General features: G+C 74.2%; 14 protein-coding genes and 1 pseudogene. 3 read left to right on the top strand and 12 right to left on the bottom strand.

The features are described 5' to 3' along the window. Positions 1 to 158 precede the first annotated feature (158 nt). The 5 genes and pseudogenes from AB0761_RS31165 to AB0761_RS31145 form a co-directional block, all read right to left on the bottom strand. Entirely contained in the window at positions 159 to 2123 is a 1965-nt protein-coding gene (locus tag AB0761_RS31165) for an acetyl/propionyl/methylcrotonyl-CoA carboxylase subunit alpha (protein ID WP_377274423.1), read from the bottom strand. A 17-nt stretch (positions 2124 to 2140) separates the two neighbouring features. After that, positions 2141 to 3739: an acyl-CoA carboxylase subunit beta gene (locus AB0761_RS31160; protein ID WP_377272510.1), complete on the bottom strand. Its 1599-nt coding sequence runs from the start codon at positions 3737 to 3739 to the stop codon at positions 2141 to 2143. Next, positions 3736 to 5362 (bottom strand): annotated as a pseudogene (locus AB0761_RS31155) (acyclic terpene utilization AtuA family protein). The gene AB0761_RS31160 and the pseudogene AB0761_RS31155 overlap by 4 nt, the downstream one beginning before the upstream one ends. A gap of 80 nt (positions 5363 to 5442) precedes the next feature. Continuing rightward, positions 5443 to 6237 carry a TIGR03084 family metal-binding protein gene (locus AB0761_RS31150; protein ID WP_377272509.1) on the bottom strand — a complete coding sequence of 265 codons (795 nt, stop codon included), beginning with the start codon at positions 6235 to 6237 and terminating at the stop codon, positions 5443 to 5445. 147 nt (positions 6238 to 6384) lie between these two features. Continuing rightward, complete coding sequence (locus tag AB0761_RS31145; RefSeq protein WP_377272508.1) at positions 6385 to 8280, bottom strand: ricin-type beta-trefoil lectin domain protein; 1896 nt, start codon at positions 8278 to 8280, stop codon at positions 6385 to 6387. Positions 8281 to 8463: 183 nt separating this feature from the next. Here AB0761_RS31145 and AB0761_RS31140 point away from each other — a divergent pair, with 183 nt between their 5' ends. Next, a complete protein-coding gene (locus AB0761_RS31140) occupies positions 8464 to 9708 on the top strand; it encodes an ROK family protein (protein WP_377272507.1) in 1245 nt (414 codons plus the stop codon). Positions 9709 to 9796: 88 nt separating this feature from the next. Here the strand turns inward: AB0761_RS31140 and AB0761_RS31135 are convergent, their stop codons facing one another. Then, positions 9797 to 11302: a glycoside hydrolase family 6 protein gene (locus AB0761_RS31135; RefSeq protein ID WP_377272506.1), complete on the bottom strand. Its 1506-nt coding sequence runs from the start codon at positions 11300 to 11302 to the stop codon at positions 9797 to 9799. Positions 11303 to 11552: 250 nt separating this feature from the next. On the opposite strand from AB0761_RS31135, the gene AB0761_RS31130 reads away from it, so the two are divergent. Continuing rightward, positions 11553 to 12332, top strand: coding sequence for a Clp protease N-terminal domain-containing protein (locus AB0761_RS31130; protein ID WP_377272505.1), 780 nt, complete (start codon positions 11553 to 11555; stop codon positions 12330 to 12332). A 123-nt stretch (positions 12333 to 12455) separates the two neighbouring features. Here the strand turns inward: AB0761_RS31130 and AB0761_RS31125 are convergent, their stop codons facing one another. The 4 genes from AB0761_RS31125 to AB0761_RS31110 form a co-directional block, all read right to left on the bottom strand. Next, on the bottom strand, positions 12456 to 13649 hold the full coding sequence (locus AB0761_RS31125) for a geranylgeranyl reductase family protein (protein WP_377272504.1): 1194 nt from the start codon (positions 13647 to 13649) through the stop codon (positions 12456 to 12458). 58 nt (positions 13650 to 13707) lie between these two features. Further along, positions 13708 to 14547, bottom strand: coding sequence for a DUF4184 family protein (locus AB0761_RS31120; protein ID WP_377272503.1), 840 nt, complete (start codon positions 14545 to 14547; stop codon positions 13708 to 13710). A gap of 270 nt (positions 14548 to 14817) precedes the next feature. Next, positions 14818 to 15885 (bottom strand): NUDIX domain-containing protein, encoded by a 1068-nt coding sequence (locus AB0761_RS31115; protein ID WP_377272502.1) that lies wholly within the window; start codon positions 15883 to 15885, stop codon positions 14818 to 14820. A 227-nt stretch (positions 15886 to 16112) separates the two neighbouring features. Next, a complete protein-coding gene (locus AB0761_RS31110; RefSeq protein WP_377272501.1) occupies positions 16113 to 17153 on the bottom strand; it encodes an ROK family protein in 1041 nt (346 codons plus the stop codon). A 266-nt stretch (positions 17154 to 17419) separates the two neighbouring features. Between AB0761_RS31110 and AB0761_RS31105 the strand changes: the two genes are divergently transcribed. Next, a complete protein-coding gene (locus tag AB0761_RS31105) occupies positions 17420 to 18406 on the top strand; it encodes a LacI family DNA-binding transcriptional regulator (RefSeq protein WP_377274421.1) in 987 nt (328 codons plus the stop codon). Positions 18407 to 18802: 396 nt separating this feature from the next. Here the strand turns inward: AB0761_RS31105 and AB0761_RS31100 are convergent, their stop codons facing one another. Beyond that, on the bottom strand, positions 18803 to 20212 hold the full coding sequence (locus AB0761_RS31100) for an acyl-CoA synthetase (protein WP_377272500.1): 1410 nt from the start codon (positions 20210 to 20212) through the stop codon (positions 18803 to 18805). A 280-nt stretch (positions 20213 to 20492) separates the two neighbouring features. After that, entirely contained in the window at positions 20493 to 21461 is a 969-nt protein-coding gene (locus tag AB0761_RS31095; RefSeq protein ID WP_377272499.1) for an electron transfer flavoprotein subunit alpha/FixB family protein, read from the bottom strand. Between the last annotated feature and the right edge of the window lie 31 nt (positions 21462 to 21492).

The raw sequence follows: 21492 nt of genomic DNA, 5'->3' as shown, positions 1-21492 counted from the left end.
GCGGCGTCTGGTGCGTGTGATCGCAAGGCGGCCGGAAGCCCTTGTACTGGGTCGTACCTGGGCTTTCGGCCGACGCAGCGAGCGTGCGTGCCTGGGGGCACCTCCCGGCCGAAGGCCGGGGGAGCGTCGCGGCAGGGCAAAGGCCGGCGGGGGCGGCACTAGGTGACGACGGCGAGCAGGGTGCCGGGTTCGACCTGCTGGCCGGGGTGGACGCGGAGCTGTGCGACCGTGCCCGCGGTCGGGGCGGTGACCCGGTGCTCCATCTTCATGGCCTCCAGCCACAGGACGGTCTGCCCGGCGGTCACCGTGTCGCCCTCGGCGACGGCGGTGCGGACGACCGTGCCCGGCATGGGTGCCAGCAGCGACCCGGGGGCGGTCTGGGCGGTCGGGTCCGGGAAGCGGCTGACGGCGGTGAGGGTGACGGCGCCGAGCGGGGAGTCGACCTGCACGCTGTCGCCGTGGCGGGCGATGCGGAAGGTGCGGCGGACCCCGTCGCTCTCCAGCACCACCCGGGCGGGTTCGGCGGAGAGCAGCCTGACGCCGGGGTGGTCCTCGGCATGGAGGCCGTCGCGGGTCCGCCGGTAGCGGACCTCGTGCTCGGTCTCCCCGCAGCGGTAGCGCTTGGTCTGCGGCGCCGAGGGGACGTTGCGCCAGGCGGTGGGCAGTCCGGCGAGCACGGGTGCGGCGGCCCGGTTGGCGGCGGCGTCGGCCAGGGCCGCGGCGAGGACGGCCAGGTCCTGGTCGTCCTTGGCGTCGGGGGCGACCACCTCGGCGTGGTGCTGCTCCAGGAATCCGGTGTGCACCTCCCCGGCGAGGAAGGCGGGGTGGCGCAGCACCCGCACCAGCAGATCGCGGTTGGTGGCGGGTCCGTGGATGCGGGCGCGGGCGAGCGCCCCCGCCAGGCGGCGTACGGCCTCCGCCCGGGTGGGTGCCCAGGCGATGGCTTTGGCGAGCATGGCGTCGTAGTGGACCGTGACGGTGCTGCCGTCCTCGACGCCGGAGTCCAGGCGCAGTCCGGCCTCGGCGGGGTGGGCGGCGAAGCGGGTGTCGACGCCGGGCAGGTCCAGCAGGTGGAGGGTGCCGCTCTGGGGCTGCCACTCCTCGGCGGGGTCCTCGGCGTAGAGGCGGGCTTCGACGGCGTGCCCCCGGGTGGCGGGCGGTTCGGCGGGCAGCGCGGCGCCCTCGGCGATGCGCAGTTGCCAGGCGACCAGGTCCAGGCCGGTGGTGCATTCGGTGACGGGGTGTTCGACCTGGAGGCGGGTGTTCATCTCCAGGAAGAAGAAGCGGCCGTCCGCGGCCAGCAGGAACTCCGCGGTCCCCGCGCCGGTGTAGCCGATGGCCCGGGCCGCGGTGCGGGCCGCGTCGTGCAGCCGGCTGCGCACGGCGTCGGGGACGCCGGGTGCGGGGGCCTCCTCGATGACCTTCTGGTGGCGGCGCTGCACCGAGCAGTCGCGGTCCCCGACCGCCCAGACGGTGCCATGGGCGTCGGCGAGCAGTTGCACCTCGACATGGCGGCCGGCCTCCACCAGGGGCTCGCAGAAGACCGACCCCTCCAACTGATCAGGAGGTGTGCCGAAGGCGGAGGCGGCCTCGGCGCGGGCGGCGGTGAGCTCGCCGTCCAGGTCGGTGAGCCGGCGGACGATGCGCATACCGCGTCCGCCGCCGCCCGCCGCGGCCTTGATCAGCAGCGGCAGGTCCGCCTCGGTGGCGGCTGCCGGGTCGACCGCGGTGAGGACGGGCACTCCCGCGGCGGCCATCAGCCGTTTGGCCTCGGTCTTTGAGCCCATGGCGGCCATGGCGTCCGGCGGCGGGCCGATCCAGACCAGCCCGGCGTCGAGCACCGCGCGGGCGAAGCCGGCGTTCTCGGAGAGGAAGCCGTAGCCGGGGTGGACCGCGTCCGCCCCGGCCGCCAGCGCGGCCGCCACCAGCAGGTCGGCACGGAGATAGGTGTCGGCGGGGGCGGCGCCGGGGAGCCGGACCGCGGCGTCGGCCTCCTGGACATGGGGGGCGTCGGCGTCCGGGTCGGAGTGGACGGCGACGGTGGCGATGCCGGCGTCGCGGCAGGTGCGCAGGACGCGCCGGGCGATCTCGCCGCGGTTGGCGACCAGCACCGAGCTGATCATGACCATCTGACTGCCCCTCACATCCGGTAGACGCCGTAGCCGCGCGCGCCCTCCACGGGCGCGCTGTGCACCGCCGACAGGCAGAGCCCGAGCACCGTGCGGGTGTCCCGGGGGTCGATCACGCCGTCGTCGTAGAGCCGCCCGGAGAGGAACATGGGCAGCGACTCGGACTCGATCTGCTGCTCCACCATGGCCCGTACGGCCGCGTCGGTGTCCTCGTCGTACGGCTGCCCCTTGGCCGCGGCCGACTGCCGGGCGACGATGGAGAGCACCCCGGCGAGCTGCTGCGGACCCATCACGGCGGCCTTGGCGCTCGGCCAGGAGAAGAGGAATCGGGGGTCGTAGGCCCGGCCGCACATCCCGTAGTGGCCGGCACCGTAGGAGGCGCCCATCAGCACGGAGATGTGCGGCACCCGGCTGTTGGAGACGGCGTTGATCATCATGGCGCCGTGTTTGATGATCCCGCCCTGCTCGTACTCCCGCCCGACCATGTAGCCGGTGGTGTTGTGCAGGAAGAGCAGCGGGATGTCGCGCTGGTTGGCGAGCTGGATGAACTGGGTGGCCTTCTGCGACTCGGCGCTGAACAGCACCCCCTGGGCATTGGCCAGGATGCCGACCGGGTAGCCGTGCACATTCGCCCAGCCGGTGGCGAGGCTGGTCCCGTACAGCGGCTTGAACTCGTCGAAGGCGGAGTCGTCGACCACCCGCGCGATCACCTCGCGCGGGTCGAAGGGCACCTTGAGGTCGCCGGGGACGATGCCCAGCAGCTCCTCCTGGTCGTACCGGGGCGGTGGCGCGTACGGGGACGGGGCGGGGCCGCGCTTGTCCCAGCGCAGCCGGGCGACGATGCGCCGGGCCAGCCGCAGTGCGTCGGGTTCGTCGACCGCGAGGTGGTCGGCCAGGCCCGAGGTGCGGGCATGCATCTCGGCGCCGCCGAGGGACTCGTCGTCGGACTCCTCGCCGGTGGCCATCTTGACCAGCGGGGGCCCGCCGAGGAACACCTTGGAGCGCTCCTTGACCATCACCACATGGTCGGACATGCCGGGGACGTAGGCACCGCCGGCGGTGGAGTTGCCGAAGACCACCGAGACGGTGGGGATGCCGGCGGCGGAGAGCCGGGTGAGGTCGCGGAAGAGGGCGCCGCCGGGGATGAAGACCTCCTTCTGGCTGGGGAGGTCGGCACCGCCGGACTCCACCAGGTTGACCAGCGGGAGGCGGTTGCGCAGGGCGATCTCATTGGCGCGCAGGGCCTTGCGCAGCGTCCAGGGGTTGGAGGCGCCGCCGCGCACGGTCGGGTCGTTGGCGGTGACCATGCACTCGGTGCCCTCGATGACGCCGATGCCGGTGACGGTGCCCGCGCCGACGGGGTACTCGCTGCCCCAGGCGGCGAGCGGGGAGAGCTCCAGGAACGGCGAGTCGGGGTCGAGCAGCAGCTCGATGCGTTCCCGGGCGAGGAGTTTGCCGCGGCCCCGGTGGCGCTCCACATACGTGGGCCCGCCGCCGCCCACCGCCTTGGCGTGCTCGGCGTCCAGCTCGGCGAGTCGGCCGAGCATGGCGTCGCGGTTGGCGGCGAAGTCGGGTGAGCCCGCGTCGAGGGCGGAGGCGAGAACGGTCACAGCAGCGACTCCGGGATGTCGAGGTGGCGGGAGCGCAGCCACTCCCCCACCGCCTTGGCCTGCGGGTCGAAGCGGGCGCGGGCGGCCACGCCCTCGCCGAGCAGCCCGGTGACGGTGAAGTTGAGGGCGCGCAGCGCGGGCAGGGCCTGGCGGGTGACGGGCAGGTCGGCGGTCTCGGGCAGCAGGGTGCGCAGCCGCTCGACGGTGAGGGTGTGGGCGAGCCAGCGCCAGCCCTCGTCGCTGCGGGCCCAGACGCCGATGTTGGCGTCACCGCCCTTGTCGCCGCTGCGGGCTCCGGCGACCAGGCCGAGCGGTGCACGGCGGGTGGGTCCGGGGGCCAGGGGCTCGGGCAGCGGCTCCTCGGGGAGGTCGCCGAGGGCCCGGGTCTGCGGGGCCGGGGGGATGTCGACCCGCCGGCCGTCCGCCAGGACGGCGGTGTGCGGGACGGCCGCGGCGTCCAGGTGGGCCGAGTCGAAGACCCCGTAGAGCGAGCCGTCGGAGGGCGGAGCGGTGACATGGAAGCCGGGGTAGCTGGCCAGGGCGAGCTCCACGGCGGCGGCGCCGACGGAGCGTCCGACGGCGGCGGCGTCGGGGTCCTTGACCGTGAGGTGCAGCAGGGCGCCGGCCTCCTCCTGGATGTCGGCGTCGGGGCGGCCGGTGCGGGCGAGCGTCCAGCGGACCTCGGCGGGGCGGCGTTTGCCGAGGGCTGCCTCCAGCTGGTCGCGGACCAGGGCTGCCTTGGCGTCGATGTCCAGGCCGGTGAGGACGAAGACGACCTCGTTCTGCCAGCCGCCGGGCCGGTTGAGTCCGACCTTCAGGGTGGGCGGGGGCGCCTCTCCGCGGACGCCGGTGAGGGCGACCCGGTCGGGGCCGTCCTGGTGCAGCCGCACGGTGTCCAGCCGGGTGGTGACATCGGGCCCGGCATAGCGGGCGGGACCGGTCTCGTAGAGCAGCTGGGCGGTGACGGTCTCCACGGTGACGGCGCCACCGGTGCCGGGGTGCTTGGTGATGACGCTGCTGCCGTCGGGGTGGATCTCGGCGAGGGGGAAGCCGGGGCGTTGGACGTCGTGCTCGGTGAAGAAGGCGTAGTTGCCGCCGGTGGCCTGGGCGCCGCACTCCAGGACATGGCCGGCGGCGGTGGCTCCGGCCAGCGCGTCGAAGTCGTCCCAGCGCCAGCCGAAGTGGGCGGCGGCGGGGCCGACGACCAGGGAGGCGTCGGTGACCCGGCCGGTGACCACCACATCGGCGCCGGCCTCCAGACAGGCGGCGATCCCCCGGGCGCCGAGGTAGGCGTTGGCCGCCAGCAGGCCCTTCGGCAGGCCCAGTTCGGCGGCGCGGGGCAGCAGGTCGTCGCCCTCGACATGAGCGACGGATGCGGGGACGCCCAGCTTTCCGGCGAGGTCGCGCAGGGCCTGGGCCAGCTGCGGGGTTGAGGCCGCCGGCGTTGACCACGATGCTGACGCCGCGTTCGACGGCGAGGCCCAGTGACTCCTCCAGCTGCTTCAGAAAGGTGCGGGCGTAGCCGCGGGAGGGGTCCTTGGCGCGGTCCCGGGCGAGGATGAGCATGGTGAGCTCGGCGAGGTAGTCGCCGGTGAGGACGTCCAGCGGACCACCGGTGAGCATCTCGCGGAGGGCCTCGAAGCGGTCGCCGTAGAAGCCGGAGGCATTGCCGATCCGCAGCGGCGTACGCGCCGCGGGAACGCTCACGAGAACTGCCCGGGGGTGCGGCCGGCCCCGGCGGGGCCGGCGAAGGACTGGGCGATGTCCAGCCAGTGGTCCGCGTCGGCGCTGTCGGCCTTCAGCGCGAGGTCGTCGCGGTGGCGGCGGCGGGTGACCAGCAGGCAGAAGTCCAGCGCGGGACCGGTCACCCGCCCCCCGGGTGCCTCCTCGGGGCCGTAGGCCCAGCTGTCGCCGTCGGGTGCGGTGAGCTCCAGCCGGAACTCACCGGCCGGCGGCTGCTCCCCGTGGACGGCATAGGCGTAGTCGCGGGCGCGGAAGCCCAGCCGGGCCACATGCCGCAGCCGGGCGGTGGGTGTGCGGGTCACCCCCAGGGCGTCGGCGATGTCCTGGCCGTGGGCCCAGTACTCCATCAGCCGCCCGGTGGCCATGGAGGCGGTGACCATGGGTGGTCCGAACCAGGGCATCCGGCCGCCGGGCGGGACGGCCGCCAGTGCCTCGTCCAGCGCGGTGCGCCCGGTGCGCCAGGCGGCCAGCAGCTGGTCGCGGGGCTGCTCGGCGACCCTGGTGGCCTCGATGTCGGCCAGCTCCGCGGGGTTCGCGGCGGCGCGGGCCAGCACGCGGCTGAAGGCGTCGGGGTCGGTGGCGGCAAGCAGCGCCTGGGCGTCGGTCCAGGCCAGATGGGCGATCTGGTGGGCGACGGTCCAGCCGGGGGCCGGGGTGGGATGGTGCCAGCGGTGTGCGCCCGGTCCGCTGACCAGGGCGTCGACCTCGTCGCCTTCGGCGAGCAGGTCGTCGAGCAGGATGCGGGTGTCCACCATGGGGCATGTCCTCCGCCTGAGGGGGCGTCATCGCCGTCTGCCCCGAAGACTGGCACCTCCACCCGAAAGAAACAAGCATGCTTGCTTCTTTTTCTGAGCGGAAGGAGCCCCGGCGGCGGTGGGTGACCGCCGCCGGGGCCGCAGGGGTCAGCCGGTGGGGACGGTCCACTTCTGGTTGGCGGCCCCGGTGCAGCTCCAGATCTGCAGCGGGGTGGAGTTGGCTGAGGTGTTGCCGGTGACGTCCAGGCACTTGTTGGCCTGCGGGTTCACCAGGTCGTGGCCGGAGGTGTAGGTCCACTGCTGGGCGCCGGAGCCGTTGCAGTCGTAGAGCTGCACCTTGGCGCCGTCGGCGGTGGAGCCGGACGCGACGTCCAGGCACTTGCCCAGGGCCTGCACGGTCCCGTCGGTGGCCATGGTCCACTGCTGGGCGGCGGTGCCGTTGCAGTCGTACAGCTGTACCGCGGTGCCGTTGGCGCTGTTGGCGCCCGCCACGTCAGCGCACTTCCCGGCCAGACCGGTGATCGCACCGGTGCGGGCGCCGCCGCCGGACTGGGTGCCGTTCCAGGTGAAGGTGGCGGTGGTGTGCGCGGGCAGGGTGTAGGCGAAGTTCTGCCCACCCCAGTCGACCCGCAGCGTCTGGGTGGCGCCGGAGTCGTTGTAGGCGATCAGCGCCTTGGAGCCGTCAGGGTTGAGCCAGGCGACGTTGGGCACCGCGGAGTTGGCGGTGGAGGCGATCCGGTAGGCGCCGGGCTGCACGAACTTGGTGAGGTGGCCCATGTCGTAGTACTCGACGGTGTAGTCCACCTGTCCGCTGCGGCTGTCGCCGTTGTGCACGGTGACCAGGCCGGTGCAGGTGCCGCAACCGCCGTTGTGCGGGCCCATGTTCTGGTCCACGGCCAGGCTCCACTTGGTCACCGACTTACCCCAGTTGCGGGTGTAGTCGATGATGTTGTGCATGTCCTCCTGCTGCTGGTCGCCGATCCAGGTGCCGCCGGAGTGCTCGGTGTCGAAGGCGTCCACACCCGGGTACTGGTTGTGCACGGTGGTCTGCTCGGAGACGTCGCCGCCGTAGCCGTGCCAGGCGATGCCGCCGAAGAGGGAGTCGTTCCGGATCGTGGCGTCGTCGACCACGGGGGCGCCGTAGCCGGAGTAGCTGTCCCAGTTCCAGTCCAGCGCCAGGACCTTGGTGGACAGACCGGCGGCGTGCAGTGCGGGCAGCAGATTGGTCTTGGTGAAGTACTGGAGGCCGGAGCCGTTCCAACTCATGGAGGGGTAGCCGCTGCAGCAGGTGGGCTCGTTCTGCACGGTGACGTAGTTCACCGGGGCGCCCTGCGCCTGGTACGCCTGGAGGTACTTGACGAAGTACTGGGCGTAGGCGGGGTAGTCCTCGGCCTTCAGCCAACCGCCGTTGAGGCTGCCGCTGTCCTTCATCCAGGCCGGTGCCGTCCAGGGGGTGGCCATCACGGTGAGCTTGGGGTTGAGCTGGCGGGCCTGCTTGGTCAGCGGGACCACGTCGGCCAGGTCGTGGGCGATGGAGAAGCTGCCCAGGTTTGGATCCGACTGCCCGGCCGCGACATCGTCGTAGGTGTAGCCGAAGCGGGCCAGGTCGGAGGCGCCCATGGGGTTGCGCAGGAAGGAGAGCCCGATCCCGGCGGCGGGGTCGAAGAGCTTCTGCATCACCGAGGTGCGGGTGGCCGCGGAGAGCGCCCCGCTGGAGTTGAGCAGCCAGGCCGCGGTGTCGGTGAAGGAGGCGCCGCCACCGGTGAACTGCTGGTAGCGGGTGCCCTCGTCGACGGTGACATTCTGCCCGGACCCTCCGGTCCCGGCGGTGAAGGCCACGGCCGCCTGCTGCTCGAGGCCGCGGGTGACATGGCGGCCGCCGGCGTCGTCGGTGGTGGTCAGCCAGACATTGACGGTCTCGCCGGCGGCGTGGGCCGGCGTCGCGATGAGCAGCCCGGCAGCGGCGAGCAGCCCGGAGAGGGCAGCGGCGACCGTGCCGCGCAAGGGGGGCCTGGGGCGGCCGGTGGTGCGGTTGGAGGGCATGCGGCTCCGCCTTTCGATGGTGGGGGAGGGCAGCGCGGAGTGACCGGACGGGGCGCCGCACCGAACGTCCGGGACTTATTTCAGGGCGTGATTCAACCCATGCGGTTAGGCTGCGTCAAGAGTTTTCACAGGGCTTCCCCCGTGGACATGACAGTAACTGCGACAAGACCAGGGAGACGGCAGATGGCGGAGCGCAATCTGCAGACGGTCCGCGACCTGCGCCGGTCCAACCGGTCTCTGCTGCTGCGCCGCCTCTACTTCGGCGGGCCGCTCAGCCGGCAGGACCTCATCCACACCACCAGCCTGAGCGCCGCCTCCGTCAGCAATGTCATCGCCGATCTCATCGAGGACGGCCTGGTGGTGGAGGCCGGCGCGCTGGAGTCCGAGGGCGGCCGCCCCCGGATCCTGCTGCGGGTGAACTCCTCCGCCCTGCATGTGGTCGGCGTGGACGTCGGTGAGACCCGGGTGCGGGTCGAGCTCTTCGACCTCGACCTGGAGCAGCTCGCCGAGACCGATCTCCCGCTGGACGCGGGCGGCTTCACCGCGCCCGAGGTCGCCGCCCGGATCCGCACCGGCCTGGCCGCGGTGCTCGCGGACGAGCCGCCGGGCGGGCCGGCACTGCTCGGCATCGGCATCGGCGTGCCCGGAGTGGTGCAGCACTCCCCCGACGCGGTGGTGCACGGCCAGACCACCGGCTGGGACGCGGTGCCGCTGGAGCGGATGCTGCGCGAGTTCACCGACCTGCCGCTCTTCATCGACAACGGCGCGGTCACCATGGGCCAGGCGGAGATGTGGTTCGGCGCCGGACGCGGCTCGCGCAACACCGTGGTGGCGCTGATCGGCTCCGGTGTGGGCGCCTCGGTGGTGACCGCCGGATCGCCGTACCGGGGATCGACCAGCAGCGCCGGGGAGTGGGGCCACACCACCGTGCAGGTCGGCGGCCGCCGCTGCCGCTGCGGCTCCCGGGGGTGCCTGGAGGCGTACATCGGCGCCGAGTCGGTGATCGCCCGCTATCTGGAGACCACCGGCGACCCGGCGGTCCGCGACGCGCCCGACGAGGAGTCGGCGCTGGCAGCGCTGCTGGCTCGGGCCGACTCACCGGCCGCGCGGGCGGTGCTCGACGACACGGCCGTGCACATCGGCGCCGGGGTGGCCAACCTGATCAACCTCTTCAACCCCGAGCGGATAGTGATCGGCGGCTGGGCCGGCCTGCTGCTCGGCGCCGGGCTGCTGCCGCAGATCCGGGAGACGGCCCGCGAGTACGCCCTGCACCACCCGTTCTCCCAGACCCGCATCACCCTCGGCGACCTGGGGCCGGATGCGGTGACCCGGGGTGCCGCGACACTGCCGGTGGACCGCTTCCTCGCCGCCGGGGGAAGCCGCGCCCGGGTGGAGACGGCACAGCCCGCGCCGGCGGCCGGCCGCTGAGCAGCGGGCCGGCCACCGACCGCGGGAGCAAGGTGCCGCCGACCGGCCCGGACTCCGATCGGCGGCACGTCAGGGGGCGGTCAGGTCGTCAGCCGACGCTGCAGGCCGCTCCGTTGAGGGTGAACGCGGTCGGCGTCGCGTTGGACGCCGCATAGGTGCCCTGGAAGCCGAAGCTGGTCGAAGCGCCCGCCGCCAGGGTGCCGTTGTAGCTGGTGTTGGCTGCGGTCACCGCGTTGCCGGACTGGCTGACCTGGGCGTTCCAGGAGCTGGTGATCTTCTGGTCGCCGGGGAAGGTCCACTTGAGCGTCCAGCTGGAGATCGCCGCACTGCCCGAGTTCTTCACGGTGACGTCCGCCGTGAAGCCGTTGGACCAGGAGTTGGGCCGGTAGCTCACCGTGCAGGCGGTCGAACCGGTCGGCGGCTGCGAGGTGGGCGGCTGGGACGTCGGGGGCTGCGAGGTGGGCGGCTGCGACGTCGGGGGCTGCGATGTCGGCGGCTGCGACGTCGGCGGCTGCGACGTCGGCGGGTTGGTCGGGGCGGTCGGCGGGTCCTGCGCCCCGGAGGCCAGGGCGTAGGCGACATCGGGCAGGAAGGTGCCGGCGGTACCGGCGCATCCGTCCGCCTCACCCGGCGGCTTCACCCACAGGAAGGCGTCGATCGCCGCATCCCCGGTGGCCGCGGTGGGGTAGTTGCCGATCTGCCGTCCGGAGGGGTCGCACCAGGCGCCGCCGCCGGCGGGGCCGTTGCCGTTGCGGCTGGTGTCCACCACGGCGTGCAGACCGGCCGGGTTGCCCAGCGCGGAGAGGATCGCCTTGTCGAAGGAGACCTCATTGGCGGTGGTGTTGAAGTTGGAGACATTGCTGAAGACGCCGTCGGCGTTGGTCAGGATGCCCGCGCTGCGCAGCCGGGAGGCCTGCTCCGAGGCGCTGTTCCAGGCCGAGTGCCCGCCGTCCAGGTAGACCTTGGCGTTGGGGGCGGCGGCGTGGATGGTGGCACCGGCCTGCGACAGGGCGGCGAACCGGTCGCTCTGCTGCTGGGCGGAGAGACAGGTGGTGAGCGCGATCGAATCCGGCTCCAGGATGACGACCGACTTGCCGCTGCCCAGCCCGGCCGCGAACTTCTGCACCCAGGCACCGTAGGAGGCCAGGTCGGGCGCACCTCCGGCGGAAGCTCCGCCGCAGTCGCGGTTGGGGATCTCGTACGCCACCAGCACCGGCACCTGGCCGGCGGCGGCCGCCGCCGAGGTGACCTTGCTGACGTCCGAGGTGACGGTGTCCGGGTGGTAGGCGGAGAACCAGATGCCCTGCGGCTGGCTGGCGATCCGCTTGGCGATCACCGGCTGACGGGAGTCGCCGGGGTTCGCGGCGGCCCACCTGACGACCTGTGAGGCGGGGTCCTTGTAGAACTGGGTGTCCGCGGGCAGGCTGCCCTGCACCGCGGCGCCCGCGGTGCCCTGGGCTGCCAGCAGCAGACCGCCGGACAGGGCGGCGGCGGCCAGGACGGCAGCGGCCGCCCTGGCACGGTGCGGCCGCCGGGCATGGGGCGGTCCGGCGGGCGATCCGGCACCGGGCCGGATACTGATCGGGGGTGTCACATTGTCCTCCGTGCTCTCGGGTGGGAGAGGGCGTGAGTGGGCGCCGCGGAAACAGGGGAAATGGGAGCGCTCCCGCGGTGTCGGGGCTGAGCGTAGCCAGGAATGTCGCGCACATGTAATCCCCTTGCGTGACCAATCTGAGATTCCATGGGAGCGCTCCCGTGACTTCATCCACCGCTCATCGACGCATAACCCCTTAGGGGTTATGCTGGGGATACACATCAGCTCTCCAGTGCAGGGGGCGCACTCCATGCCGAAGATCAACGTCTATCTGCCGGATGACCTCGCCGAGGCCGTCAAGGAGGCCGGCCTCCCGGTCTCCGCCATCTGCCAGCGGGCCCTGGAGCAGGCCGTACGACGGGTGTCCGCCATCCGGGAGACCGTCGTGGGCGACCTCGACCTCCAGGAGCCCACCGGGGCACTGGCCCACTTCACCACCCGGGCGCGCAACGCGCTGGGGCTCGCCGTGGAGCAGGCCTCGGAGCAGGGCACGGCCGGGATCGGCACCGCACAGCTGCTCGGCGGCATGCTCGCCGAGGGCGGCAACCTGGCCCTCCAGGTGCTGCGGGCCATGGAGATCGAGCCCGCACAGGTGCTGCGCGACCTGGCCCGCCGGGCGTCCGAGCAGGAGCCGACGGTCGCGGGAGCGGACGACGGCCCGGCCGCACGCCGCCTCAGCGGTCCCGCGGCCAACGCCCTGGAACTGGCCGTCAGCGAGGCCACCTCGCTGGGCCACAACTACGTCGGCTGCGAACACCTGCTGCTCGGCCTCACCGCCGAACCCGACGGCACGGCGGGCCAGGTGCTGCGCGCCCTGGGAGCCGAGCCCCGGCTCACCCGCCGCGCCGTCTCCGCAGCGCTGGCGGGATACGTCCATCTGCGGGCCCAGACCCAGCAGTCCGGTGGCGGGGCCGCGATGCCCGCCGGGGCGGCCCAGGCCCTGGCGGCGGCCGTCCGCCAGGAGCTGGGGCCCCTGGTCGGCCGGATCGAGCGGCTGGAACAGCGGCTGGGGCTCGGCGCCGCGGAGTGAACGGCCGCGGCGGGCAGGGCCCTTGCGTCCCCGCCTCGCGCGCCGGAGACGAGGGCTGAGCGCAGCTGCGCCCTCCCCCGGAGAAGACCCCGGGGGAGGGCGCGCAGGCTGCTCGGGCCGGTCTCAGCGGGTGGCGACCGCCATCAGACGCCGGACGCCGCGGTAGTTGCGCATCGCCTCACCGAAGGTGGTGACGCCCTGGGTGACCTGGACGAAGGCCCGCCAGATGGGCGGCACCGCGGTCACCCCGGCGTGGAACACCCCGGGGCGCCGTTCGAAGGCCGCCAGCAGCTGCTTCCCCGCCCGCATCTCCACGCCGAGCCCCGCCTTGATGGCGAACGCGTAGTTGAGGGCCTGCCGGCGGACCTCCACACCGTCGGCGGCCTCGGCGACCCGGACCGCCCACTCCCCGGCCAGCCGGCCGGAGCGCAGGGCGTAGGAGATGCCCTCCCTGGTCCACGGCTCCAGGAGCCCGGCCGCGTCACCCGCCACCAGCACCCGCCCCCGGGAGAGCGGGGAGTCCTCGGCGCGGCAGCGGGTGAGGTGCCCCGACTCCACGGACGGCGCGAATCCGGCGAGCCCGAGCCGCTCGATGTAGTCGGCGAGGTACCGCTTGGTGCGCTCGCCGTCACCGCGGGCGGAGATCACTCCGACGGTGAGGCTGCGGGAGGCCGTCTTGGGGAACACCCAGCCGTACGAGCCGGGCAGCGGCCCCCAGTCGAGGTGGATCCGGCCCGCCCAGGCGCGGGCGACCTCCTCGGGGACCGGGATCTCGGCCTCCAGGCCGAGATCGATCTGGTCGAAGGTGACCCCGACGTGCCGGCCGATGCGGCCGGCGCTGCCGTCGGCACCCACCACGGCGCGGGCCAGCAGGGTGCGGCCGTCCTGGGTGATCAGCGCGACGGTGCGGCGGTCCGGGACGCGGTCGCCGTGCTGCTCCACGCCGGTGACGGTGACCCCGGTCTCCAGGACCGCTCCGGCCCCCTGGGCGGCCTTGACCAGCCCGTGGTCGAACTCGTCCCGGTTCACCAGACCGAACATCATCCGCCGGGAGCGGCGGGTGCGCTGCCAGCGGCCGTCCAGGGCGAAGGTGACGGCGTGCACCCGGTCCTGGAGCGGCAGGCTGAAGCCTGGCGGCAGGGCGTCCCTCGAGGGGCCGATGATCCCTCCCCCGCAGGTCTTGTAGCGGGGGTGCTCGACCTTGTCGAGCAGCAGTACCTTGCGTCCCGCCGCGGCGGCTGCATACGCAGCCGACGATCCGGCCGGGCCTGCGCCGACCACCACGACGTCCCAGACGTCCTCGAGCTTGTCCGTCACGTTGCGCCATCCTATGCGGCGTCGCTGGTGGAGTGCCCGGCGCCCTGGCGACCGAGCGTCACTTACCGGTCGGCGCGGGGTCCGCGTCACGGGTCCGCAGCACCTGCGCGGCGGCCGCGTAGAGCGCGAGGCCGACCGCCAGGCCGGTGCCGGCGCCGAAGCAGACGGTGGGCACCAGGTCGGCCGGGGAGGCCGCGGGACCGTGCAGGTCCGCCCAGCGGGCGGTGCGGTGGACCGCTCCGACGGCAGCGGCCGCGGCGGTGAGGGCGAGTGCTCCGCTGCGGGCGCGCGCCGAGAGCCGCAGCCGCCGGCGTCCGGCGCCGCTGCCGTCGATGCCCTTGGATGCGGTGGCCCGGCGTGTTGTGGCGACCGCCCAACCCGCCAGCCAGACCAGGGCCACCGCCGAGCCGCCGTACTGGAGCCAGTGGTGCAGCGGCTGCCCGGCCACGGTCTCGTTGAGCACCGGGAGCAGCCGCACCCCCGCGCGGTCATGGTGGGTGAAGGAGTCCCAGCCGACATGGGTGGCGGCGCCCAGGCACGCCGACAGCGCGAACCAGCCGACGTCCGGCGGGCGTACGCCGCTCCGTCGGCGGCGCGTCAGTTCGTCGACCGCGGCGCCCCAGGGTTCGGGCAGCAGGGCGGCCAGTGGCTCGCGCAGCAGGCCGTGCCAGCCCGCCGCCAGGACGGCCGCGATAGCCACATCCAGGGTCGGTACCGCCCAGAGTCTGTGGGTGGCCGTGCCGTACCCGAACGCGCCGTGGACCAGCGAGTCGGCGAAGTACGGCACATCCGGTGCCATCGACCCGGCGACCAGCGCGCAGGCCACGAACGGGCCGCGGGCCCGGCCGTGGCGCAGGAAGGGCAGCACGGCGGCCGGGTGGCTGAGGGTGAACGGCATCCCGTCATCCTGCCCCACCGCCCCGCCGCGCGCGAGCGGCACCGGGAGCCGCGGCCGGCCCGCCACCCCGCACTCTCCCCCACCACCCGCGAGGATCAGCGCAAGCCGCGCTCAACCCGCCACCACCGCCTCCGCCGCGCCCTCCCCCGCCACCCGCGAGGGTCGGCGACGGCGGCGCTCAGCCCTCCACCGTGCACTCCTGCGCCTCTCGCGAGCGGCACCGCAGGCCGCACTCGGCCCGCCACCCACGAAGGTCGGCGACAGCCCTGCTCAACCCTCCACCACCGCCTCCGCCGCGCCCTCCCCCACCGGGACGCCGGCCTCCAGGGCCAGTGCCCCGCCCTGGCGGCGGGCCCGCAGGGCGCCCGCCAGCCGCAGCGCCCGGCCGGGCGGGAGCAGGTCCTCGGCCTCACGCAGTGTGACGAACCGCCAGGAGCGCAGCTCATCGGCGGGCAGCCGCAGCCGGGCCTGGGCCGCGGCGTCCAGCCGGCCGCCGTCGTAGACCAGCCGGATGCCGCCCTGCCGGGGGCCGGTGTGGGGTTCCCAGTCGGTCACCAGCAGCCGCAGCGCCGCCTGCTCCAGGACGATGCCGAGCTCCTCGGCGACCTCGCGGACCCCGGCGAGGGTGGGTGCCTCACCGCGTTCGACCACCCCGCCCGGGAACTCCCAGCCGGGCTTGTAGACCGGGTCGACCAGCAGCACCCGGTCCTGCTCGTCGAAGAGCAGCACCGCTGCCGCCACCGTGTCGGCGGTCGGCTCGGGGGTCTGGACGATGGGGCGCTGGGCGGTGCCCCGCCGTACCAGGGCGGTGATCTGCTCGGCGACAGCGCGCGGGGTGAGCGCCGCGGTGTCGATGGTCTCGGCGTCGGCAGTGAGCCAGGGCAGGGCTTCCTGATAGGCCGCCAGATGGTCCAGGGCCCACTGCCGGGTCTCGGCGCCGCGTGCGGGGTGTGCCGGGTCCGCGGCGCGGGACTCGATCCGGGCCTGCAGGATCGTTTTGTCGGAGTGCAGCAGCACATGGTGCACCGGGATCCGGCGCGCGGCGAGGGCACCGAAGATCTCGTCCCGGTACTCCTGCCGCAGCAGGGTCATCGGCACCACCAGCGGCCCCGGCACCTCGGCCAGCAGCGCCGCGGCGACCTCGGGGACCAGCAGCCGCCACGACGGCAGGTCCTGGTAGTCGGTGATTCCCGCGGTCAGGTTCCGCGGCAGCATGCCGGCCAGCGCCGTCCCGAGCGGCTCGGGATCGTAGAGGACGCTGCCCGGCAGCAGCGCGGTGAGTTCACGGCAGGCGCTGGACTTTCCCGCGCCGAAGGTCCCATTGACCCAGATGATCACACAGCCCCCTGCTGTCGTCCCATCCGGCCCCAGGACGCATCCCAGCGGCGCCCTGTGGGCCTCCGCACCGGGCCACCCCCGGCGGCGGGCCGGTGGTGGCAGGCACGGGGGAGCGGCCGTCGCGCGCCGTCCCCTGTGTTCCTACCCGCGCGCCCCGGTCTCCCACGCCTGCTCCGGCATCCCAACTCGCCCAGGGGCAGGGCGGGTGCCGAACCCGGCCCGTCCGCTCAGAGCTGCCCGGACCGCGCCCGCAGCCCCAGCGACTCGATGGCCGCGGCGGCGGCGCCGACCAGACCGGCATCGGTGCCGAGCTGCGCCGGACGCACCTCCAGCCCCTGCACGAACGGCAGCGTGGCGTACTCGGTGAGCCGGGCGCGCAGCGGGGCGAAGAGTACGTCGCCCGCCTGGGCGACTCCGCCGCCGATCACCGCCACATCGATCTCCACCAGGGTGGCGGTGGCGGCGATGCCTGCCGCCAGTGCCTGTGCGGCCCGGTCGTAGGCGGCCAGGGCCACCGGGTCGCCGGCCCGGGCGGAGGCCGCGACGGCCGCCGCCGAGGTGTCGTCACCGGTGGGCTGCCAGCCGTCCCGCAGGGCCCGCCGGGCGATGGAGGTGCCGCTGGCGAACATCTCCACACAGCCTCGGGCACCGCAGGGGCAGAGATCGCCGTCCAGGTCCACGCTGATGTGCCCGATGTGGCCGGCGTTGCCGGTCGGGCCGGGGTGCAGGGCTCCGCCGAGCACCAGGCCGCCGCCGACCCCGGTGGAGACCACCATGCAGAGCGCATTGTCATGGCCCCGGGCCGCGCCCTGCCAGTGCTCCGCTGCGGTCATCGCCACAGCGTCGCCGATCAGCACCACCGGGAGGCCGCCGGCGGTGGGGTGCCGGACCACCCGCTCGACCAGCGGGAACTCGCGCCAGCCGGCGATGTTGACAGGGCTGACGGTGCCCTGGACGGCGTCCACGGGCCCGGCGCTGCCGATGCCGACGCCCCGGACGCGCTCCCAGTCCGGGTGGGCGGCGAGCTCGTCCAGCACCTCGGCGACGGACCCCATCACCGCCTCGCCGGACTCGCCGGCCCGGGTGGGCCGCTGGGTACGCACGGTGAGCCCACCCCGGAGGTCCACCAGGGCGCCGGCGATCTTGGTGCCGCCGATGTCGAGGGCGGCCACCAGGTCCCCGGTGCCGCTCCCGGCACCGCCGGCGATCACCACAGCGCCCGCCGCGCCGCGCGGGCCCGGCTCGGTCCCGGTGCGCTCCGTCTGCATCCGCTCACTCGCTTCCTGGTTCTCCGGGCGACCCCGGGCCCACTGCTTCGACCGCAGTCGGCCGGTGTAATGTCCCTCATCCCTGACAACGTTGTCCAGTCCATGGCGCGGCGGCGCCCGGAATCCGTACCATTACGGGCCCACACACCCGTCCATGGGCGCACTCCGGGAGGACCCCAGTGCCGAGCGAGCCGCAGGCAGCAACCCCCTACGCCGTCGGCGACGCGACCGGCGCGCCCGCCCGGCGCTACGGCCACCGGCCCACCATGAAGGACGTCGCCGCGCGGGCCGGGGTGGGCCTGAAGACGGTCTCCCGGGTCGTCAACGGCGAGCCCGGCGTCACCGCCGACACCGCCGAGCGGGTGCAGACCGCCATCACCGCACTGGGCTTCCGCCGCAACGACAGCGCCCGCATCCTGCGCAAGGGCCGCACGGCGAGCGTGGGGCTGGTGCTGGAGGACATCGCCGACCCGTTCTACTCCGCGCTCAGCCGCGCCATCGAGGAGGTCTCCCGGCTGCACGGCTCGCTGCTCTTCACGGGCTCCAGCGACGAGGACCCGGAGCGGGAGGAGCAGCTGGCACTGGCCTTCTGCGCCCGCCGGGTGGACGGCCTGGTGATCGTCCCGGCGGCCGGCGCGGACCACCGCTATCTGGAACCCGAGATCCGGGCCGGCATCGCCACCGTCTTCATCGACCGGCCGCCGCTGGGCCTGGACGCCGACACGGTGCTCACCGCCAACGCGAGCGGCGCCCGCGAGGGCACCGCCCATCTGATCCGCCAGGGGCACCGCCGGATCGCCTTCCTGGGCGACTCCCCGGACATCCACACCGCCGCCGAGCGCGAGCGCGGCTACCGCGAGGCGATGGCCGACGCGGGGCTGCCGGTGCACGACTCCTGGGTCGCCATGGGGCCCACCGGGCCGGAGCGGGTCGGGGCTGCGCTGGACGCCGTCCTTGCGGGGCCGACCGCGGCCACCGCGCTGTTCTGCGGCAACAACCGGGTCACCGTGGCCGCGGTACGGCAGCTGCGCGCCCTGGACCGGCAGGTGGCGCTGGTCGGCTTCGACGACCTGGAGTTCGCCGACCTGCTCTCCCCCGGGCTCACCGTGGTCGCCCAGGACCCGGCCGGCATCGGCCGCACCGCCGCCCAGCTGCTCTTCGCCCGCCTGGACGGCCACACCGGGCCCGGCCGCCGGATCGAACTCCCGGCCCACCTGGTGATGCGGGGCTCCGGCGAGATCCCGCCCGCCTGAGCCGGACCGCCCCGCCCGAGCCGGCCCCTCCGAGCCGGCCCTCCCGAGCCGTCCGTCCGGCCGGAGGGCGGGCCCTCACCACGGCACCGGCGCGGTCCTACGGGCCACCGCTTCGGGGCGTACCCGCCTCTTGCCGGTGTCCGGCACCCGCGTTCGCGGTGCGCCCGGGGGCCGCGGCGATGGCCGTGTGCCCACGGGCAGCGATCCCCGGCAACCGGACCGTCCTGGCGTGGGCCCGCCGCATGCCCGGCGCGCGGCTGCTGCCGCCGGGACGGTGCACCCCGCACCCGGAAGCCCCGCCCGACCGCCCCGGCGCAGGGGGCGGGCGGCGTCCCGACGACCGCGCCCGAGGGCTCCCGGGGCCGCCGCACCCGGTTCCCCGTAGATCGCGGCCGGCTACGGCCCCGGCTCGGTGAGCTGCTTCTTGAGCACCTTGCCCATGGCGTTGCGCGGCAGATCGTCCACCAGCACCACCCGGCGGGGCCGCTTGTGCACGGAGAGCCGCTCGGCGACGAACGAGGAGAGCTGGTCACCCGTCACCGCGCCGTCGGCCACCACAAAGGCGACCACGGCCTGGCCCAGGTCCGGGTCGGGGGCGCCGACCACGGCGGCGTCGGCCACCGCCGGATGGTCGCGCAGGGCGGCCTCCACCTCGCCGGCGCCGATCTTGAACCCGCCGCTCTTGATCAGGTCCACCGAGGCCCGTCCGACGATGCGGTGGAAGCCGTCGCCCCCGACGGTGGCCACATCGCCGGTGCGGAACCAGCCGTCGTCCGTCCATGCCTCGGCATCGGCGTCGGGGCGGCCGAGATAGCCGTCGAAGAGGGTGGCACCGCGCACCTGGAGCTCGCCCACGCTCTCACCGTCATGGGGGACCGGTGCACCGTCCTCGCCGAGCAGCCGGGTCCGGACGCCGTCCAGGGGCAGTCCGACGCTTCCGGGGCGGCGTTCCCCGTCGGCCCGGGTGGAGACGGTGATCAGGGTCTCGGTCATGCCGTACCGCTCGACCGGCCGGTGGCCGCAGAGCTCCGAGAGCCGCTCGAAGACCGGCACCGGCAGCGGGGCGCTGCCCGAGACCAGCAGCCGGGCCCCGGCGAGGGCGCGGGCCGCGGCCTGGTCCGCGGCGAGCCGCGACCAGACGGTGGGCACACCGAAGTAGAGGGTTCCGCCGGCCGCCGCATAGGCCGCCGGGGTGGGGCGGCCGGTGTGCACCAGACGGCTGCCGGTGCGCAGCGCGCCGAGGACGCCCAGCACCAGACCGTGCACATGGAACAGCGGCAGCCCGTGGACCAGGGTGTCCTCCGTGGTCCAGGCCCAGGCCGACGCGAGGGCGTCCAGGTCGGCGGCGACGGCCCGCCGGCCGAGGAGGGCGCCCTTGGGTGCGCCGGTGGTGCCGGAGGTGTAGAGCACAAAGGCGGGCGCGCCGGGGTCGGGCTCGGGGTGGGTGGCGGCCGAGCGTGCGGCGGGGTCGGCCGTCACCAGGGGGAGGGTGACGCCGTCGGGGGCGGCCTCGCCGGGTGCGACGGCGAGCAGCGCGGCGCCTGAGTCACGCAGGATGTGGTCGCGTTCCTTGGGTCCGGCGTCGGGCGGCAGCGGGACGACGGGGACGCCCGCCAGCAGCCCGCCCACCACGGCGGTGACGGTGGCGGCGGTGGGCCGGGCCAGGACGGCGAGGGCGGGTGCTCCGGCGATCCGGTCGGCCGTGGCGGTGGCGGCCGCGAGCAGCTGCTCCCGCGACAGGGCGCGGCCGTCGATCCGCAGCGCGTCCGGGGCGTCCGCCGGTCCCGCGAACAGTGCGGTGAGCATCTGGTCCGTCCTTTCCACCGGTCCGCTGCGGCACCCGGGTGGGACCTGTCCTGCGGGATCCGGCCACAGCCATGGAACCACCCGGCCGTGGATCGCCCGGCCATGGAACCACCCGGCCGTGGATCGCCCGGCCATCGCACCACCCGGTCAACGCACCACCCGCCCATCGAACCGCTCAGGGGCGCGGGGAGCCGCGCGGCCGGCCCTCCGGGGAGGTCCGGGTGGTCCGCGCTGTTCCCCGCGCCCCTGGGGGTCGCCGCGGGTCCCGCCTGGGCGGGTGTCAGCCCTTGCGGGCCTTGATCTCGGTGGTGAGTTGGGGGAGGACCTGGAAGAGGTCGCCGACGACGCCGAAGTCGACGAGGTCGAAGATGGGGGCTTCGGGGTCCTTGTTGACGGCGACGATGGTCTTGGAGGTCTGCATGCCGGCCCGGTGCTGGATGGCCCCGGAGATACCGTTGGCGATGTAGAGCTGCGGGGAGACCTGCTTGCCCGTCTGGCCGACCTGGTTGGTGTGCGGGTACCAGCCCGCGTCCACCGCGGCACGCGAGGCACCCACCGCCGCGCCGAGCGCGTCCGCGAGCTCCTCCACCACACCGAAGCCCTCCGCCGCACCCACACCACGGCCACCGGAGACCACGATCGCCGCCTCGGTCAGCTCCGGGCGCCCCGAGGAGACCCGCGCGGTACGCGAGACCACCTTGGTACCCCGGGCACCGGCGGAGAACTCCACCACCACGGCCTGGACCGCACCCGCCGCAGGCGCCGCCTCCGGACCGGTCGCATTCGGCTTCACCGTGATCACCGGCACCCCACGGGAGACCCGCGAGTCCACCTGGAAGGACGCCGCGAACACCGACTGCGTCGCCACCGGCCCGCCCTCACCGGCCCGCAGGTCCACCGCATCGGTGATCACCCCCGAACCCAGCCGCAACGCCACCCGCGCCGCGATCTCCTTGCCCTCCCCCGAGGACGTCACCAGCACCGCCGCCGCATCCGCCGCACGAGCGATCTGCGTCAACGCATCGACCTTCGGCACAATCAGATACTCCGCGAACTCCGGCGCATCAGCGGTGTACACCGTGACGGCACCGTACTCGGCGGCCTTGGCCGCCACCGCCGCGGCACCCTCACCCGCACCCAGCACCACCGCCGCCGGCTCACCGATACGACGCGCCAGAGTCAACAGCTCCAGCGCCGGCTTGCGAATCCGGCCGTCCACATGATCGACCAGGACAAGGACTTCACCCATTGCTCAAACTCTCCAGAGATGTGAACGCCGC

The sequence above is a fragment of the Peterkaempfera podocarpi genome, assembly GCF_042466665.1.
Classification (GTDB): Bacteria; Actinomycetota; Actinomycetes; order Streptomycetales; family Streptomycetaceae; genus Peterkaempfera; species Peterkaempfera podocarpi.
Note: the sequence above shows the minus strand (reverse complement) of the source record. Positions and strands in the feature narration are given on the sequence as shown.